The organism is Myxococcus faecalis (genome assembly GCF_050039385.1).
GTDB lineage: Bacteria > Myxococcota > Myxococcia > Myxococcales > Myxococcaceae > Myxococcus > Myxococcus fulvus.
In genome coordinates this window covers 9,607,865-9,625,216 of record NZ_CP144336.1, presented here as the reverse complement: position 1 = coordinate 9,625,216, position 17,352 = coordinate 9,607,865, and the positions used below count along the sequence as shown (strand labels likewise).

The following is a 17,352-nucleotide window of genomic DNA, read 5'->3' as shown; positions in this document are numbered from 1 at the left end:
TGTTCGCCCAAGCGATGCGGAAGATCAGTTGCGGCACCGCACTCTTAGATGTCAGGCCCGATGAAGATCATAGCAGGTGCAGACAGCACATGTCTCCATCTCGCCATTGGCGCGGCAAGCGCCACTTTCCGCGAAACCAAAATCCCAGGCGCCCCTCGACGAAAGCCTCCACTACCAAATCCCCGACCGACCTGTCGATGACAATGCCTACACCGCCAACAAACTCAACGAGCGATTGTGCCACGATCGCAAAATCAAGATGACTTCCCTACGCTGCCGCAGGCGTAAAAACAGAAGAGGCGGGACGGACGCAAGCGACTCTGGCATCGACGACGTTGGGAAATGGAGCGACTCTTCGCTTGGCTCCGGAACTTTCTTCGCTTCGTGACGTGCTACGAGGCGAAGGTGGTGGACATTCTCGGACTTCTCCGCCGCCAGCGTAGCCTAATTCTCACTGAGGCAATTCCGAACTCACTTCCAGCAAGCTGTGACACCGTTTGCCCAGCAGAGGAAGAGGAAAAGAATGAAAAACCAAGACCAGGTTGAACAAATCCTACAACACCACCTTCTCGACAAGGCCGGCAAGACGATACTTCTCTCAGGCCCATGGGGCTGCGGAAAGACCTTCCTTTGGAGCACACGAGTTGCTCCCAAGCTCGAGACAGAAAGACCAATAACGCTCTCGCTATTTGGCATCGACTCTCTCGCTGCCCTGAAGGTCGCACTGATGAATGCAAGCCTTATTCGCAGGGCCGCATCCCTGAACGCCAAGGAATACCAAGCGGCGCTCAAGAAGGATTTCGGCAAACTGCTTGGAGCAGGCATTCGCAAAGGCGTTGACCTCTTCCTGGGCACTACATTTCTATCTTCACATCTCGACCCAGTCCATCTTGTCGAGGACGGACTCATCATCTGCCTTGACGATCTCGAAAGAGCTCCTTCATCGCTCTCCCTTAAAGAAATCTTTGGATTTACGGCACTATTAACAGAGACAAAGAAGGCAAGGGTTCTTCTCATTACCAACGAGACCGCACTCGCAGAGAATGACAAAGAATCCGATACGGTTCTTCGGCAATACAAAGAGCGAGTCGCCCAGTACCAAATAACACTAGAGGCCGACATCGACACAACCTACACACTCTTCGCCAAACACTGGGAATCCAACCCCCAGATCCACGCACTACTGATCCGGGATCAATTCGGCATCATGGAGATTTTCAACCAATCAAAATGGACCAACCTTCGCACTCTATCAAAAATCATGACCGGGATTTCAGAACTAGCCCGAGTCATTGGGGCGGCCAACATAAAAACTGAACACACACTCCTCCTGGCGACACTGCGAATAGAGTCAGACAGCGGCTCGCTACAGGCAGGCGATTTCTATGACTTCAACAAACTAACAGCGTTCGGGCTATCCGAGGAGAGCCGCACACAATTAAACGACAGTCGAATCGCTTTTATCGAGAGATATTACGGCAAAATCTCGAAAGCAAAATACAGCTTCAATCTTGCAACATACAACTTCATCAGAAATGGGTACTTCACAGAAAAACAGACCCGCGAGGAACTCTTGCCCCTGACCCGGCAACTCTCCGCAACAGAACAGATCTTGCACGACAGCAGAAACGGCATCTCGCTCTTCTGGGGAGATACCGAGCTTGCAGAATTCTCCACAAGAATTGAAGCAGCACTTACTTCACCAGAACCAAAAAACAGCATCCAACTATTCTCGCTCTACATTCACCTCGCGCAAACGCTTCGACGAATAGACCAGGCACCATCCGATCAAACGAAAGAACTATTCAAGCGGAAAGCAATAGCTCAAGCAAGACTCCTCGACGCCTCATTCGACAGATCTGCTCGAATGTACTACTCCGATTCCCATGACATCTGGCAAGAATTGGCCAGAGAATACGATGAAACCTTGGCACAGGTCTCCGACGAAAAACAGCGCCAAGCGATTGAAGACATTATCGAGAGTGGTGATGAGAATGCATTCGCTCACGCAATCGTTCGGGCGCCAAGTGCCTTGACGATGGTCCTCAAATCTCCAACTATTCATCAAATCATCAACTCCTGGAGGAAAAATCGCAGCTTTCAGCACTTCTCACTCTCCCTAATCGCCAGCGAACTCGCAGACTACGACGAGCACATCATCAAAGACATCAACAAGCTTCGCTCTGAGTTCGCAGACGCCTTTGAGGACTTAATAGAGAATGAGGCACTAGGAATCTCTGATCGCAAACGCTTAGAGCAGATTCGAAACAAAACTAAAGCCTGGGCGAGTTCGCAAAACAGCAAGTAAACGCCCACGGTGCGCCTTGTGGAGGGCCGGCCGTCGCAGATCCGCCTGAACCAGCACGCCAGCGGGCAGACCTACACCTATTGAGACACGGAACTGATATGACTTGGTCACATCAGTGAGGGCAGCTCAGGCGGAGCTCTGGGCCTGATGGCATTGCTGCAGAGCGGGCGGGTGCCAATCTGCTGGAGCAGGGGCTGAAGCGCGCGATGCACCATCGACAGCGTCCAGTGCACTCGGCTCCGGGGGAAAAGCGCCCGACGGAGCGCCAGGAATCCATGGGCGACGGCGCAGAGAGTGGCGTGGTGGTGGAAGCCACGCCACGTGCGCCCTTCGACGTGGTCAAGGCCGACTTCGCTTTCCACCCTCTCCACGGGCATCTCCGAGTCCCTCGTGAGGCATCGAGGGCCCGGGCCGCGGCGGCTACCCGGTGGACTTCTCGACCGGGACAGGGCCTGGACGCGGGGGCGTGACAGTGGGAGGTCGTGTCTCGGTATTCGCCAGCCGCTCGAGCGGGCGGAAGAGCGACATGACGCCATGACCCAACACGGGCAAGACCACGGAGGGCTGGAGAACCGCCTCCAACCCCGCGTGCAGGTGCAGTATCCGGTAGAATTGGCGATGGACGTGTGCGTCCGTCGACGTGCGCTCCATCAGCCGCAGGATGTACCAGTGCAGCAAGCCCAGCCCGAAGGGCCGCTTCCCGACGGCCTGCCGATACAGCAGGTCCATGCCCGTGCCCAACAGCCACGGGAGCCGGATGACTTCAGGCAGCCGCTCGCGGAAGCGCTGCGCCAGGCCCGACAGCTCGCCTCGTCCGGTCTGCTCGCGAAGGCAGGCGTCCAGCAGCTCAGCGCCAAGCCCCGCCACCGACATGCCTTGCCCGTAGAGGGGGTTGAAGGCACACGCGGCGTCTCCCAGGATGACCAGCCCCTCGGGAAAGCGGGGCAGCTTCTCGTAGTGCCGCCACCGGCAGTCCTTCACCTTGTGCTGGGAGATGGGCCCTATCGGCGTGGCCTCTTTCAGGAAGTCGTACAGGTCCGGACGCGTCAGTGAGCGCGCGTACTCGAGGAACCCCGCGTACTCGGTGGGCGCGTGCTCCCCGAAGTAGCCATTGAGGGTGACGATCCACCGGCCTCCCTCGACGTGTGAGATGAAACCCGCGCGCCAGGCCTTGGGAGGATTTGGATAGAGGAAGAGCGCCTTCCATTCCTTCTGGAAGTGGGGCGGCGGCTCGTGCAGGCACGTCGTGTAGGAAAGGTCCACGATGACCTGCTCTTCCTCCGGGCGCGCGTAGCCGATGGCTTCCAACCACTGAGGCATCCGCGAGCCCCGGCCGCTGGCATCCACGACGAGGTCCGCCGCCCACGACTCCTCACCCTGGGGTGTCTTGACCCGGACGCCCGTGATGCGTCCCGTGCCCTTCTCGTCGTGGATGAGCCCTTCGATGGAGCAGCCCTCGCGCACCACGACGTTGGGCCGCGCCTTCACCCGGCGCAAGACGTTCCACTCGAGCAGGGGCCGGGTGCACAGCAACCCGGGGATGCCGCTGGTGCGGCGCAGCTTCCACACCCCGAAGTGGTGCCAGGCGAGGTCCCCGCTCGAGTCGATGAGCTCGGCGCCCTGGACCTGGAGTTGCTCGAACAGGTCTGGGAAGTACTTGTCGAGGATGCGCCGGCCCGCGTCCAGCAGCACGTGGATGTGCGGTCCTTGCGGAACACCCTTGCGCGCTGCGGGCCCCTCCCCCCGGACATCCCGCTCCACCAGCGTCACCGTGTCGAAGTGGTCCGCGAGCACCCGGGCGCTCAGGAGTCCCGCCATGCTGCCGCCAATGACCACGGCGCTTCCGAATCTGCGTCCAGAGGGTTCCAAGTCCCAAGCCTCCACGGGTTCATGTCGTGGCGCCGCTGCTCAGAGGGGTCCGCCGTCCCCTGGGCCGCGCGCGCCCGCCGAGGAGATTGCACATCACCGGTCTGACATGCCCTCTCGGGTCCGGGGCTCGAATGCCAGGCCCGCTGCCTGGAGCCTGGGGCAGCGATGGTCGCGTTCCGCATCGAGTGTATCCTGCGCGCTCACGCAGGATCATGAAGAGGCCCATATGCTCGCTGGACGTCTGGGTTCACGCCGCTGGCTCGTGCTGTCGTCGCTGGGAGTGAGCGCGTTGGGATGTGGAGGTCCGCTGGAGGCCGTGGAAGACACCGTGCTCCGCGACACGGAGGCGTCCCTCGCGGGACTCCAGGGCAACACGGTGTATGGGCGCTGGCTCGGCTCGGGTGGCAGGAATCCCACGCATCCCGGCAATCGCACCTTCATCGTCGACCATGCGGGCCCCTCGGCGACGGTGACCTTCTCGCTCACCTCGTCCGTGGACGCCTACCTCTATCTCCTCGACGCCAGCGGCAACGTGCTCGCCGAGGACGACAACAGCGCGGGCAACCTGGGCGCGCGGCTCGCTGTCTCCCTGGCCCCCGGCACGTACAAGCTCGTCGCGGCGACCGCCTCACCGGGCCAGAGCGCGGACCTCACCCTCACCTCCGACAGGGCGCCGCTGCGCTTCAGCCAGCGACTCCTCCTCAAGTCCGTCTCCGCCTTCCAGTGGATCTACGACGACAGCGGCACGGGCTCGCACAACGACATCTCCATCTGGCGGCCCAACCTCGCCCAGGCTCCGGGCTACTACTCCCTGGGCGATGTCGCGATGCCCAATGGCGGCGGAGGCCCCGCCCCCTCGACAGCGCTCGTGGTGCAAGGCGAGGGAGACCTGCTCGCGCGGCCCGTGGACTACGTCTGGGTCTGGAACGACAAGGGCTCCGGCGGCACCCATGACGGCTCGTTCTGGGAGCCCGTGGCGCCCGCTGGCTACACCTGCCTGGGCGCGGTCGGCGTGCTGGGCTACGGCAAGCCCTCCACGGACCTCATCCGCTGCCTCAAGAGCGAGTACGTGGTGGCCGCCGCTCCGGTCGCCCTGTGGAATGACAGCGGCTCCGGCGCGGACAATGACGTGGGACTCTGGCAGCCGAACGCCAGGGATCACCGGGGACTGCCCGCCTCAACCTTCGTCGCGCGTCCCAGTCACTCGGACACGGGGGGCAGCCGCTACTGGGCCATCAACAAGAGCGCGACGGCGCACCCGGAGCTCCAGGGGCTGCCCGTGAGCGCGGCCACCGCGGCGGCCTTCGCCCCTCGCGTGTGGCTGCACCCGAGCGAGGCCTACTTCCCCTCCTCCACCGAGTTCCATCTCGCCAACGTGCACGTGGAGGGCGGTCATCAGGTGACGAACCAGGCGCTGGGCTGCGACTCCTGCACGGACCCACAGTTCCTGGACGGGCAGCGACCGAACCAGACGCCGGTGCCTGTCTATGCGGAGCTCATCACCCGCACCGTGAATGGCCAGCCCACGTCCACCACCGACGTGGTGTATTGGATGTTCTATCCATACAACAATGGCAAGCGGGTCTGCATCGGTTGGTACTCGCCCTGGGGCTGCGTGGGCGGGTACTCCACCTTCGGCAACCACGTGGGGGATTGGGAGCACGCCACGGTGAGATTCGTGGACGGCCGCCCGTCGCAGGTCTACCTGAGCCAGCACGCCAGCGGGCAGACCTTTACGTATGGCGACAAGGGCCTGGGCCTGTTGGGCTGGCGACCGGAGCTCTTCTCCGCGCAGGGCTCGCACGGCCTCTACGCGGATGCCGCGCGGCACATCTATCGGAACCTGCCCAACGGGGACTTCCTGGCGGACGACACCGGCCGCGGCATCGCCTGGGACACGTGGAGCGCGCTTGTCCCCTTCGACTGGCGCACGCCGGGGACCTTCGAGGGGAGCCTGTCCTGGCTGAACCGCCTCGAGCGCTGGGGCAACCCGAAGTCGGGCTGCGAAGTGTCCGAGCCCATCGCTGGCGAGTGCATCCTCAACGACGGGCCCACCGGGCCCATGTCCAAGAGCGCGTCCCGGCCGGACTTCCTGCCCCTCGACTGAGCTGGGGATGCACTGTCTTCGGTAGCGAGGCAAGGCGCGCACTTCCGAACCCGAAGCCCCAATCAGGATGGGTTCACCGAACAATCGCATTGCGATTATAAAACACGCACCACAACAAGTCCGCTCCGCCTTCCGGGTGTCCTATCGGGCAACACATGCGCGGTTTACACTCCCGTGCGCCACACCCCTCCTCGGCCAGAATCAATCCCTGACCGGGGCAAGCCTGATTCAGGAGCATTCAATGAACAGATGTCTCAGCATCCTCTGCGCGGTCCTCGTCCTCTCCAGCTCGCTGGGGCCAGGCGTCGCGACAGCCAGCCCGACGTTTCCGTATCCCTGGCCGGACTACTCGGTGGTGCCAGTCTTGTTCGTGCCCACCGACTGGAGCGTGAGCAGTGCCGAGGTGCAGGCAGAGGCCACCGCCATCAACAACGCGATGGCCGACATCCAGCGCTTCTATGCGACCTACAACAACGGCGCGACCTTCGTGCTCAACCCGGTGCAGGTGGTTCAGGCCAACGGCAACAAGGAGTCGTACGGCATCTCCTGGGGGCCGGGGAACATCTACGACGACGGGGTCATCACCATCACGGGCAACATGGAGGGGGCCGTCATGGCGGAGCTGCACTCCCGCGGGTACCCCACCCCTCCGGCTCAGAATCAGAGCGGCTACGTCACGATGATCTTCTTCAAGGGCGCCGGCGGCTTCGCGGGAGGCCGTGGGTACACCGGCGGCAACGGCGGACAGGCCATCGTCGGCGACTGGGCCATCGACAGCCTCCAGGGCCACGTGTCGGAGGGCGCCTACTGGTGGTCCGGCCAGCGAAAGCAGACCGGCGCCGTCGCTCACGAGCTCGGCCACGGCTTCGGCCTTCCCCACCCCGATAGCGTGGGCTGGGCGATGGAGACCTCCGTGATGGGCTTCTGGTGGGACTACCCCACCCTCGGACTGAACGACTACGACCGGAACTCCCTCGCCACGAACAAGAGCGCATTCTTCACCGTTCCGGCGGCGCCCACCGGACAGACGGCAACCACGCTCAATGGCACCAGCATCCGCGTCAACTGGACCGACAGGTCCAGCAATGAAACCGGATTCCAGCTCACCAACGGTGTCACCACCGTCAGCCTGGGCGCCAACACCACCACGTACACGTGGGCGGGCCTGTCGCCCAACACCTATATGTGCTTCGCCATCCGCGCCTACAGCGCCACGGGCACCTCCCCCTGGACGCCGTGGGCATGCACCACCACGCCCACGGTGCCCGCCATGCCGACGAACCCGACAGCCACCGCCCTCAACAGCTCCAGCATCCGGGTGAACTGGACGGACACCTCCGGCAACGAGACCGGATTCCAGCTCACCAACGGTGTCACCACGCTGAACCTCGGCGCCAACACCACCACGTATACCTGGAGTGGCCTCGCGTCCGGCACGTACATGTGCTTCGCCATCCGCTCCCAGAACGCGGCGGGCGCCTCCGCCTGGACACCGTACGCCTGTACGACGACCCCGTAGCCACGTGAAGCGTCGCCGATAGAGGGACAGCCGCGCAGCGGCATGTCACACTGCGCGGCCTGCCCCATGAAAATCATCCGCAACATCCTCGCGGTCATCGTCGGCTTCGCGGTGGGCTCGGTCGTCAACATGGCGCTCGTGATACTCGGCCCACGGGTGGTTCCCGCCCCCGCCGGTGTCGATACCTCCAACGCCGAGAGCCTCGCCGCCGCGATTCACCTGTTCGAGCCGAAGCACTTCGTGTTTCCGTTCCTGGCCCACGCGCTCGGCTCGTTCGCCGGAGCGCTGGTCGCGTTCCTCGTCGCTGGGAGTCATCGCACGGTCTTCGCGTTCGCGGTGGGCGCGCTCTTCCTGGCCGGCGGCATCGCCGCGAGCTTCATGATTCCCGCGCCGACGTGGTTCATCGTGCTCGACATCGTGGTCGCGTACCTGCCGATGGCGTGGCTCGCCACGCGGGTGAGGCACTGACACCACCGCGACAGGACACTGGAGGCAGCCGCGCTCCTCGCTGAGAGCACCCACGAAGAAGGGACGAGCTTTATCGAGCACAACGCGGACATCGCCACCGCGTAGCGCGGGTGCTCCTCCGCGAGGGTGGTGGCGAACCCATCGAGCTCCTGGCGCACCGTCATGGGCACCGCGTCCTGCAATTGGGTGCGCCCCACCTTGAGCAGGCCCGTGAGCGCCCTCCCCTTGGCGCGAAAGGCGTGCTCCAGCCGGCTCAACTCCCCGAGCAGGCGCTCCACGGCGAGCAACAACCCCTACCGCAGCCGCGCGCACGATCACAAAGGCAACCCAGGCGGGTGTCATCGTGGCACGCCTGTCCAGCCTTCCCCCATCAAGAGCGCGGCTGGGCCCGGCGTGCGATGGCCTCGATGCGCGCCATGTTCTTCTCGCCCCACTCCCCCAGCGGAAGGAGCGCGGTGATGAGCGAGTGGCCCAGCTCCGTCAGCGAGTACTCCACCTTCGGGGGCACCTGGTGGAACACCTCGCGATGCACCAGCCCGCTGGCTTCCATCTCCTTGAGCTGAGCAATCAAGACCCGCTCGCTGAGCCCCGGCACCGAGCGCTTGAGCTCACCGAAGCGCATCGCTCCGGTCTGCAACGCCCACAGGATGAGGGCCTTCCATTTTCCGCCCATCACGTCGATGGCCGCATCCAATCCACATGTGTACTTGCGTCGCTTCATTCCGGCTCCATCCGAACAAAAACATCAGTACCCGATAAAAATGCCGGTACTTGTCAAATCGTCAGCATCCCACCAGATAAGGACCGTCCTCCGCGAGCGCGAGGGCCACCTTCTCCTTCGGATGAGCTGACCATGCACAGGAACAAGACTTCACAGGACGACCACCGCATCGCGGTGAGCGTCATCGGGCTCGGCTCGATGGGGGCCGCGCTGGCTGGGGCCTTCCTCGACGCCGGGCACCCGACCACGGTGTGGAACCGCACCGCTGAGAAGGCCGCACCCCTGGTGGCGAGGGGCGCCACGCAGGTCCGCGACATCGAAGCCGCGGTCGCCGCGAGCCCGCTCGTCATCGCCTGCCTGACGACCTACGACGCCACGCTCCAGGTGCTGGCCCCCGCCGCGTCCGCCCTGGCGGGCCGCACCCTCGTCACGCTGAACTCCGGAACACCCGCCAACGCTCGCGGACTGGCCGAGTGGGCCACGCGCCATGACCTCCGCTTCCTGGACGGCGCGGTGAAGAACGTCCCGGACGCGGTAGGCAAGCCGGACACCCTACTCCTCTACAGCGGCGACAAGGCGGTCTTCGACGAGCACCAGGCCGTGTTGAAGGTGCTCGGCGGAGACACCGTCCACCTCGGCACCGAACCCGACCTCGCCAAGCTGTACGAGATGGCCGTGGGTGGCACGCTCCTCCCCGCGCTCCTGGGCTTCTTCCAGGGAGCAGCCCTCGTCACGAGTCGAGGCAAGAGCGCGAGCACGCTGGTGCCCTACACCGTCAAATGGCTGCAGATGATCTGCGCTGTGCTGCCCTCGCTGGCGGAGGAGATCGACACGGGTGACTACAGCAAGCCCGCTTCATCGCTGGGGCTGTTCCACGAGGGCATCCCCTACGACCACGAGATAGGAGCCGAGGGGAACCTCGACGTCTCGTGGCACGAGCCCATGCACGACCTGCTTCGCGAGGCCGTCGCGAGGGGCCACGGGGAACACAGCATCTCCGCCCTCGTCGAGCTGCTCAGGAAGCCGGCGACGGCGGCCTGAGGCCCCCACGTCCCAACGGCCCTGGACGCCGAGGCGGCGGCCCTGTCCGGCGCGGGATGGCGGTCAACGTCTCGCGGTCGGCCGCAGGCCGTCGAAGAGGAGGCTGAGCGCGCGCTTGCGGAATGATTCGCTCCACTCATCCGCGAGCGCTTCCTGGCAGATGGCCGCGAGCAGGGCGATCAGCTCGGCGGGGCGCAGGTCGTCGCGGACGGTGCGCGCTTTCTGGGCGCGTTCGAGCAGCAGATCGACGCCGGGCCGGAGGCGGGCCAGCGCATCGCCGACGCGGACCCGGACGCCGGTTTCGGCGAGTCGGGCGAACACCGCCCTGTTGCGGGCGCTGATGGCCATGACGCGGGCGCAGAACTCGAACAGGGCGGTGCCTGCGTCCTGCTTGTCGACCATCGCATCGACTTCCGTGATGAGTCGGTCCAGCAGGTGCATCACCACGGCCTGGAGCAGCTCGGGTTTGGTTGGGAAGTGCCGGAACACGGTGCCAATCGCGACGCCGGCGCGCGCGGCCACGGCCTCGGTCGAGGCTGACGCGCCCTGCTCGGCGAACACGGCCTCGGCCGCATCCAGGATGCGCGCACGATTGCGGCGGGCATCCGCACGAACGGGTTGTTCACCCGCACCACCGCCCGCGGGCGGCCCACCTTTTCTCTCCATCCGCCGTTCCTCCTTGAAAAAGTGAGTCGGACTCACTATCAATCCTGAGTCGCACTCACTTTATCTCAGGAGGCACGACCATGTCACAGACGGCGACGGGGGCCGCGGGTCCGCTCACCCTCTACCGGCGCATGCAGGAAGCCCTCCTCGGTGACGAGGCGACGCTGCTCCCAGCGGAGCTGTTGGCCGAGGATGTCGTGGTCGAGACTCCGTTCTCCCCGCCAGGCATGCGACGTCATGAGGGCCGCGAGGCGTGGCTGGCGTTCTACCGGGCCCGAAGCGCGGTCCTGCCGGTGCGTTTCGAGCAGTTCCGCGAGCTGGCGACGCATCAGACCCGCGACCCCGAGGTCATCGTCGTCGAATACGAGCTGGCTGGGACGGTCACCACCACCGGCCGGCGCGCCTCGGCGGTCCTCATTGCCGTGCTGCGGGTCCGCGACGGACTGATCCAGCACTGGCGCGAGTACCAGGATGTCCTGGCGATCAGCGAGGCGCTGAAACTCACGCCCGAGGACCTTGGCGGAGCCGGCGCGCCCCCTTGAGCGCAGACGCGCGGCGCTCGACAGCGAGGGCGTCGAGCGCGCGGTCGACTGCCGGGGCGCGGAGAAGGCGCATTCTCCGCTCCGTCCCACCGCCGTCGGAGGGTATGAAGAACCGCATGAGTGAAGAGCGCACGCCCGCCGAACCCGAAGTGATGGAGCCCACGTTCTGGCGGAAGAATGGTTGGTCGGCCCGCGTCATCAAGAACGAGGAGGATGACGGCTGGGCCGTGGAGATCCGCAAGCAGGGCATCCCCGAGCCCGTCCTCATCAGCCCGTGGGTCATGGGCCGCGACAAGAAGAACCCCAAGCCCTTCGACGCGCCCGCGTTCGCGACCTTCGTGAAGACGGCCTCGGAGGTCCTCGACCGCTCCGCCCGACAGCGCGACCAGGCCATGACCCGCAAGCTCTCCATCGCCTGGGAGGGGCGCTGGTACGAGGTCCGCATGGAGCTGGTCGCCGATGAGTACGAGCCCCACGCCCTGCTCTCGGCCATCGACGACGCGGGCGCCACGGTCGCCAAGCATCGCGTGCCGATGAACTTCAAGTTCAACAGAGACACCGCCAACGCCTGGGTGCGCGGCGGCTTCTCCGAGCCCTGAGCTGGCGGCCCTCCCTTGGGTTAGGCTTCAGCCCTCCGACCAATCTTCGAGGGAGGGCAGCACGCATGTTCAAGGACAGCGCCGCGTCAGGACTCGGGTCCGAGTACCGCCCGCTCGACTCTCCCCAACTCGAGAACCCCCACCCGTTCCTCGCGCGTGCGCGGCGGGAGGCGCCGGTGTTCTTCAGCCCGGCGCTGGGGGCGTGGGTGGTGACGCGTCATGCGGACATCAGCGCCGTGGTCGCCGATACCGAGCGCTTCTCCTCCGCTGAATCCATCACCGTGGGCGCCGCGACCACGCCTCCCGAAGTCGTCGCCGCGCTGATGGACGGCTACCCCCTGGTCCCCAGCCTCGTCGACAATGATCCACCCGCGCATTCGCGCTTCCGCGGCCTCGTCAGCAAGGCCTTCACCGGGCGGCGCCTCGCGGAGAAGGAGCCCTTCATCCGCGCCCTCGTGGACGAGCTCATCGACTCCTTCCGGCACGAAGGGAAGGCGGACCTGTTCCTCCGGTTCGCCCATCCGCTGTCGGCCAGCATCATCGCGGAGATCCTCGGCATCCCCCGCGCGGACATCCACCGGTTCCGGCGCTGGTCCGACGAGCTGACCACGGTCCTCGCCGCCCATGGCTCCATCGAACACCAGGTCGCCTGCGCCCGGGGCGTGGTCGAATTCCAGCGCTACCTCGCCCAGGCGCTCGAGGAACGCAAGACAGCGCCCCGGGAGGACCTGCTGAGCGACATCGTCACCGGCTCGAAGGAGATGACGCCGCCCATGAGCATGGCGGAGCTCGTCAGCATGCTGATGCAGGTCCACTTCGCGGGGCACGAGACGACCGCGGGCCTCATCGTGGGCGCGGTCGAGCTCCTGCTCGAACATCCGGAGCAGCTCCAGGCCCTTCGGGAGGACCCGGCCCTCATCGCGGGCGCCGTCGAGGAGGCCGTGCGGATGACCTCCCCCGTGCATGCCATGTTCCGGACCGCGCTGGAGCCCGTGGAGCTCGGGGGCGTCCCCATCCCCCAGGGCGCCCACATCCGCATCGTCTACGCGTCCGCCAACCGCGACGAGGCCCGGTTCCACGAGCCGGAGCGCTTCGACGTCCGACGGCCTGACGTCAAGAAGCACCTCGCCTTCGGGCAGGGGCTGCATTTCTGCATCGGCGCCCCGCTCGCGCGGCTCGAGGCGCGCCTGGCGCTGGAGGCCCTGCTCCGGAGCCTCCCAGGGCTCCGGCTCGTGCCAGGGCAGACGCCGGGCTTCTTGAAGAGCGTCACCGTCCGGCGGCACGAGAGCCTGGAGGTCGCGTGGGAGGTCCACGCGACCCAGCCTCGCTGACGGCCGTGCTGCTGTCGCGAGGAACCTGGGACCGACAGCTCCTCCGATATCAGGGGCCGCGCCACTGGTTGTAGTTGGAGCGATGCATGTTCGTGTGCCCGCGCTGCTCCTGCTGCGCCAGGTACTTCTCGAAGGTGTCCCAGACCCCACCCTCCTGCAGCTTCGGCCCGTAGGTGTCGAGCGCGGCGGGCCATCCCAGGTTCTGGATGCCATGCGCCATCATCTGGTGGTGCATGGACAGGCCGTCGTACTCGGAGCGCTCCGCCTCGTGGGCATAGCGTGTCTCTCCCGCGTTCACATCGGACGGGTCCTCGAACTCGCCCGCCAGCGCCCGCGCCTTCAACGCATCCGTCCGTGGCGTCTGCAAGGCATTGGTCATCTCGAACGCCATCATGCTGGCGCGCCGGGGCGACGGCGTCACCCGCTCCTGGATGAGAATCTGCCGGGCCAGCGGGCGCCAGGCCGCGAGCGGGGCATATGGGTCCGTGTTCCCGGTGCTGACATTGACTGAGCCTTGTTCGAGAATCGATTGCACCCATTGCTGATAGATGGGGTTGCGCAGGAACTCCTCGTGCGCCCTCCGGTCGAAGTCCGCGTACTTCGACGGGTCCGCGTCCACCACGTCCTCGCTGTCACTGTCACCCTCGCGCTGGACGACGCCGCTCCCGCCCCACGACATCCGCTGTACCGGCGCCGCACGAGGTCCCTCGTCGTACCCGCGCTGACGCTGGAGCAGCGCCTGGACCGAGGGGCGCTGATTGAGGCGCTCCGCCAGCATCCCCAACCCGCTCCCTCCCGCGGAGAAGCGCTGCGCGACCGGCCTCGCCGCATGCGACTCCAAAGCCCGTGCTGACTCGACCCGTTGAATGACGGTGTGCATCGCTGGATGACCTCGTGAGGGTTCACGGCGCCCGCGCGCAGGTGCATGGGCTCACGAGATGATCTCCAACCTCCACGCGGCTGTCACGCCACGCACGTCCACGACCACGCGAGGCAGCGGGAGCTTCGCCGTGGCGCCCCCACCTCCTCGGTGCGGTGGAGCCTGAAGCGGGAGCCTCCCGCGAGGTGGGCCTGGACGCTCGCGGATGAGAGGAATCATCGAACCGCACATCCTCGCGGCCTGTCGCTCGCGGCTTCCTTCTTCACGCGTAGGCGGCGCCGGGAGAATCCGGCACCGGCCAGGTCGCGTGAGGCAGGGCGACGACGCGACGATTCAGGGCGCGACAGGGCTCGGCGCGGGCGGGGACCCACCCGGGCAGTCCCGCTGGTAGTCCGCGAGGGTGCGCTCGAACCGCTCCCGCTCCTCTCGCGGCCACTGCTCCTGGAGCCTCGCCACGGCTTGCCGCTGGTCCGCCAGCGCCTCCTCGCACCGCCCCATCCCCCGAAGGACCGCGGCGGAGGTCTCCAGCACATAGGCGTTGCGCGGCGCCAGTTGCCGGGCCACCCGCACCCTCGGCTCCGCCTCCGCGTGGCGCCCCGCCTGGACGTAGTGCCATGACAGCTCGTTCGCGGCCCACCAGTACGTCGGTGCCAACGCGTTCAACCGCTCGAGCGCTTCGACATAGCCAGGGGCCTCGGGAGTCTGTGAGCCCAGCAACTTCGCCAGGTGCGACCAGGCGTCGGCGCTCCCGGGGAAGCGGGCGACGCGCATCCGGACCCACTCCAGCTCCGCCTCGGGAGTCCGGTTCTCGAGGGGCATCTGGAACTGGATCCGGAAGAGGCGCGAGGTCGCGATGGGATGCCCCGCGAGCATGGCCGGTTGATACCGGGTCGCGGCGAAGACCTTCACCAGCTCCTCGCCGAACTTCGGGAAGAGAGACTCCACGACCTGGAGTTCCCGCGCGCGTCCGTCCGTGTCCACCCGGCCCCGGAGGACGACCACCTGCGGCTTGCGGAGGAGGAAAGCCTCCCTCGGGATGTCCGGCATCGACGGCCCCTCCACCCGCTTCACGGGCTGGAAGTTCGTGAGCAGGAACTCACAGGCGTCGAACAGGTCGACGGCGCAAGCGGCCGACAGCGTCGCGGAGGCCTGCCGCACCTGCACCTCCGTGGGCGCGCCCTTCAACAGCGCCACGGCCTCGGCGAAGGCCTCACGCGCCCTCTCCGGCGCGACGCCTCCCTTCGCCCCCGGGTTGAACAACGACGCGGGTGGCAGCTCCGAGGCCTCGCGCGGATTGCCTTCCGGGTCCAGTTGGTACGCCATCGCGAGGGAGAGCTGTCCATGACTCGCCGGGAGTGACGGAGCCCCCGAATGGGCACAGCCCGTCGCCCACAGCACGACCGACAAGGACACGATGAGAGTGTGACGCATGGACGGTCACGCTACCCTCAGCCCGCCCCTGGGGCCACCGCCCACGCGGCTTCGTCAGCCCTCCGTCTTCCACTCGCGCTCGAACCCGTCATGGAGTTCGTGGACCTGACAAGGTCAGCGGCGGTGCATCCCACCGCCCCAGCGAGTCCTGGGACAGGGCCGAACGTCCCCGCTCCTTCCTTCGCCCCGGGGAGCCCTCCACAATCCCTGGCCTCCACGTGGCATGGACAGGAGCCCCTCATGCGGACCCAGATGGCCCGGTCAACCCACGAGCGCGCCAGGCAGCCCGTGATGCGCGCGGGGCACACGACGGACTCCCCCCACGTCAGCCAGTTGAGAGCGCGTCAGGGAGAGCTCGACCAGAGTCCTCGCGTGCGGGCGCTGTCGCGCGTCGACACCTCGCTCAACCCGGGCGCACCGAGCTCCGCCGCGCCCATCCAGCGGATGGAATGGCGAAGGCAGGGAGCGGGCGTCGTCCCGGAGGACACCACCTACGCCGGCCCGGCGCCCGACCTCGCACTGATTCCTCCGGGACTGCTGGAGCACCAGATCTGGGATGACGCCACGAACAACATCTACGACGGCGCCACCGGGCTGCTTCGCGCCAACCATCACGTGCCCCAGCCGGGAGACGCATTGGTTCCAGGGGACCTGCAAGCGCAGTTCGACATGCTGAGCGGGGGTCCGCCCGCCGCGAGCAAGAACGTTCTCAAGAACTATCTCCCCAAGCTCAACACCCTGTCCAAGAACATCGGGGCGTGGATGGCCAAAGAGGCGCCTCCGGGCAGCGAGGAGGAGATGGCGGGCCTCAGGCTCAAGGCGCGAATCGAAGCCATCAAGAGCCGCCCCGTGCTCCGTGAACAGCCGACCCTCCCCCCAGACAACGAGAGCGCCAGGGCCTCGTTGGCGCTGGGCGGCGCGGCCAACAGGCTCCATGACCACGTCAAGCCTGGAACCGACACGCCCGGGGCCCCCATTGACGTGGACGTCATCGACTCCGCGATATCCGAAGATCCCACCGGCCGGACCCGCTCCGTCAGCACTGGCGAGCTGACGCCCAGTGGTGACGGGCTCATCTGGTGGGCTTCGGCGGCCCAGGGCCTGCGCGAGGTCGCGGAGAGCAAAAAGACAGAAAGCAAGTTGCTCAGCCTGCCGGTGGGCTCCGGGAGGATCCCCATTGGCGTGAAGGGCCCGAGCAAGAGCCTGCCCAAGGGAGAGTTCATCGTTCTCGGACATGGCGCGCCGATTGCCTACGACGAGAACCCCAACCAGCAGGGATTGCGAACGCCCGGCAACGCCGGACCGGAGCACAAGGTCAGCTATCCCGAGTTCCTCAAGCGACTGACCCATCTGCAGGCAGCAGAGAGCGTGGACGACCCGGTGCTCGCCCAGGCGATGCTGGCGATGGTGAAGAACCCCGCCGAGGATCCTCCTGACGCGCTCGCCAGCTTCCACGACCTGCTGAGGGAGATGCTCGTCACCTGGATGGTCGCTGAGCCCGCCCGACACCGCTCCGTCATCTTCAACAGCGTGCTGAGTCTCCAGGAGATCGCCAACGGAACCCACAAATTCGCGGACATGCTCCCGGACGACGGCCTGTATCCGATGACCGGCGGAGGCACCGCGAAGGCAGGACGGAAGGCAGAGGAGTCCGAGAGAAATCTCTTCGCGAACAAGGCCGCCCACCCGCCCACGAAGGTCGAGAACCGACAGAAGGACCAACTGAAGCGGACCGCCACGGGCGGAGACCTCTCCTCCCCGCTCGAGCAGGTGCTCCTCGAGCACGGCATCGGAGGCACCCGCCTGCGCTACGTTCCGCAGGGGCCCTGAGCTGGGAGCAGCAGTCGCTCATCACCCTGGTGGCCATCCT

General features: G+C 65.9%; 14 protein-coding genes and 1 pseudogene. 9 read left to right on the top strand and 6 right to left on the bottom strand.

The window, feature by feature from the left end; genetic code table 11:
* Positions 1-523: 523 nt before the first annotated feature.
* Positions 524-2,308 (top strand): ATP-binding protein, encoded by a 1,785-nt coding sequence (locus VZQ01_RS38760; protein WP_426746139.1) that lies wholly within the window; start codon positions 524-526, stop codon positions 2,306-2,308.
* 420 nt (positions 2,309-2,728) lie between these two features.
* On the opposite strand, the gene VZQ01_RS38755 is transcribed toward VZQ01_RS38760, so the two are convergent.
* A complete protein-coding gene (locus VZQ01_RS38755) occupies positions 2,729-4,126 on the bottom strand; it encodes an FAD-dependent oxidoreductase (RefSeq protein WP_426746138.1) in 1,398 nt (465 codons plus the stop codon).
* 277 nt (positions 4,127-4,403) lie between these two features.
* Here VZQ01_RS38755 and VZQ01_RS38750 point away from each other — a divergent pair, with 277 nt between their 5' ends.
* The 3 genes from VZQ01_RS38750 (at position 4,404) to VZQ01_RS38740 (ending at position 8,271) form a co-directional block, all read left to right on the top strand.
* Entirely contained in the window at positions 4,404-6,284 is a 1,881-nt protein-coding gene (locus VZQ01_RS38750) for a Vps62-related protein (protein ID WP_426746137.1), read from the top strand.
* A gap of 241 nt (positions 6,285-6,525) precedes the next feature.
* Positions 6,526-7,803 (top strand): fibronectin type III domain-containing protein, encoded by a 1,278-nt coding sequence (locus tag VZQ01_RS38745; protein ID WP_426746136.1) that lies wholly within the window; start codon positions 6,526-6,528, stop codon positions 7,801-7,803.
* Between the two features lie 66 nt (positions 7,804-7,869).
* On the top strand, positions 7,870-8,271 hold the full coding sequence (locus tag VZQ01_RS38740) for a hypothetical protein (RefSeq protein ID WP_426749048.1): 402 nt from the start codon (positions 7,870-7,872) through the stop codon (positions 8,269-8,271).
* A gap of 101 nt (positions 8,272-8,372) precedes the next feature.
* Here VZQ01_RS38740 and VZQ01_RS38735 read toward each other — a convergent pair.
* Both VZQ01_RS38735 and VZQ01_RS38730 read right to left on the bottom strand, forming a co-directional pair.
* A pseudogene (locus tag VZQ01_RS38735) lies at positions 8,373-8,549 on the bottom strand (lyase family protein); the annotation flags it as partial.
* A 92-nt stretch (positions 8,550-8,641) separates the two neighbouring features.
* Entirely contained in the window at positions 8,642-8,992 is a 351-nt protein-coding gene (locus tag VZQ01_RS38730) for a winged helix-turn-helix transcriptional regulator (RefSeq protein WP_223747324.1), read from the bottom strand.
* A 132-nt stretch (positions 8,993-9,124) separates the two neighbouring features.
* Between VZQ01_RS38730 and VZQ01_RS38725 the strand changes: the two genes are divergently transcribed.
* Positions 9,125-10,033: an NAD(P)-dependent oxidoreductase gene (locus VZQ01_RS38725; protein WP_426746135.1), complete on the top strand. Its 909-nt coding sequence runs from the start codon at positions 9,125-9,127 to the stop codon at positions 10,031-10,033.
* Positions 10,034-10,096: 63 nt separating this feature from the next.
* Here the strand turns inward: VZQ01_RS38725 and VZQ01_RS38720 are convergent, their stop codons facing one another.
* On the bottom strand, positions 10,097-10,699 hold the full coding sequence (locus tag VZQ01_RS38720) for a TetR/AcrR family transcriptional regulator (protein ID WP_426746134.1): 603 nt from the start codon (positions 10,697-10,699) through the stop codon (positions 10,097-10,099).
* Positions 10,700-10,779: 80 nt separating this feature from the next.
* Between VZQ01_RS38720 and VZQ01_RS38715 the strand changes: the two genes are divergently transcribed.
* From VZQ01_RS38715 to VZQ01_RS38705, 3 genes are all read left to right on the top strand, one after another.
* A complete protein-coding gene (locus tag VZQ01_RS38715) occupies positions 10,780-11,241 on the top strand; it encodes a nuclear transport factor 2 family protein (protein ID WP_426746133.1) in 462 nt (153 codons plus the stop codon).
* 116 nt (positions 11,242-11,357) lie between these two features.
* Positions 11,358-11,840 carry a hypothetical protein gene (locus tag VZQ01_RS38710; RefSeq protein WP_426746132.1) on the top strand — a complete coding sequence of 161 codons (483 nt, stop codon included), beginning with the start codon at positions 11,358-11,360 and terminating at the stop codon, positions 11,838-11,840.
* A gap of 65 nt (positions 11,841-11,905) precedes the next feature.
* Positions 11,906-13,171 (top strand): cytochrome P450, encoded by a 1,266-nt coding sequence (locus VZQ01_RS38705; RefSeq protein WP_426746131.1) that lies wholly within the window; start codon positions 11,906-11,908, stop codon positions 13,169-13,171.
* Positions 13,172-13,220: 49 nt separating this feature from the next.
* Here the strand turns inward: VZQ01_RS38705 and VZQ01_RS38700 are convergent, their stop codons facing one another.
* Both VZQ01_RS38700 and VZQ01_RS38695 read right to left on the bottom strand, forming a co-directional pair.
* Positions 13,221-14,051, bottom strand: coding sequence for a hypothetical protein (locus VZQ01_RS38700; RefSeq protein WP_426746130.1), 831 nt, complete (start codon positions 14,049-14,051; stop codon positions 13,221-13,223).
* A gap of 333 nt (positions 14,052-14,384) precedes the next feature.
* Positions 14,385-15,482, bottom strand: coding sequence for an energy transducer TonB (locus VZQ01_RS38695; RefSeq protein ID WP_426746129.1), 1,098 nt, complete (start codon positions 15,480-15,482; stop codon positions 14,385-14,387).
* 240 nt (positions 15,483-15,722) lie between these two features.
* Between VZQ01_RS38695 and VZQ01_RS38690 the strand changes: the two genes are divergently transcribed.
* Complete coding sequence (locus VZQ01_RS38690) at positions 15,723-17,312, top strand: hypothetical protein (protein ID WP_426746128.1); 1,590 nt, start codon at positions 15,723-15,725, stop codon at positions 17,310-17,312.
* Positions 17,313-17,352 lie beyond the last annotated feature (40 nt).

Coding starts and splice junctions, on each gene's coding strand:
- VZQ01_RS38760 (WP_426746139.1), top strand. CDS start 524: ATGAAAAACCAAGACCAGGTTGAACAAATCCTACAACACCACCTTCTC.
- VZQ01_RS38755 (WP_426746138.1), bottom strand. CDS start 4,126: ATGGCGGGACTCCTGAGCGCCCGGGTGCTCGCGGACCACTTCGACACG.
- VZQ01_RS38750 (WP_426746137.1), top strand. CDS start 4,404: ATGCTCGCTGGACGTCTGGGTTCACGCCGCTGGCTCGTGCTGTCGTCG.
- VZQ01_RS38745 (WP_426746136.1), top strand. CDS start 6,526: ATGAACAGATGTCTCAGCATCCTCTGCGCGGTCCTCGTCCTCTCCAGC.
- VZQ01_RS38740 (WP_426749048.1), top strand. CDS start 7,870: ATGAAAATCATCCGCAACATCCTCGCGGTCATCGTCGGCTTCGCGGTG.
- VZQ01_RS38730 (WP_223747324.1), bottom strand. CDS start 8,992: ATGAAGCGACGCAAGTACACATGTGGATTGGATGCGGCCATCGACGTG.
- VZQ01_RS38725 (WP_426746135.1), top strand. CDS start 9,125: ATGCACAGGAACAAGACTTCACAGGACGACCACCGCATCGCGGTGAGC.
- VZQ01_RS38720 (WP_426746134.1), bottom strand. CDS start 10,699: ATGGAGAGAAAAGGTGGGCCGCCCGCGGGCGGTGGTGCGGGTGAACAA.
- VZQ01_RS38715 (WP_426746133.1), top strand. CDS start 10,780: ATGTCACAGACGGCGACGGGGGCCGCGGGTCCGCTCACCCTCTACCGG.
- VZQ01_RS38710 (WP_426746132.1), top strand. CDS start 11,358: ATGAGTGAAGAGCGCACGCCCGCCGAACCCGAAGTGATGGAGCCCACG.
- VZQ01_RS38705 (WP_426746131.1), top strand. CDS start 11,906: ATGTTCAAGGACAGCGCCGCGTCAGGACTCGGGTCCGAGTACCGCCCG.
- VZQ01_RS38700 (WP_426746130.1), bottom strand. CDS start 14,051: ATGCACACCGTCATTCAACGGGTCGAGTCAGCACGGGCTTTGGAGTCG.
- VZQ01_RS38695 (WP_426746129.1), bottom strand. CDS start 15,482: ATGCGTCACACTCTCATCGTGTCCTTGTCGGTCGTGCTGTGGGCGACG.
- VZQ01_RS38690 (WP_426746128.1), top strand. CDS start 15,723: ATGCGGACCCAGATGGCCCGGTCAACCCACGAGCGCGCCAGGCAGCCC.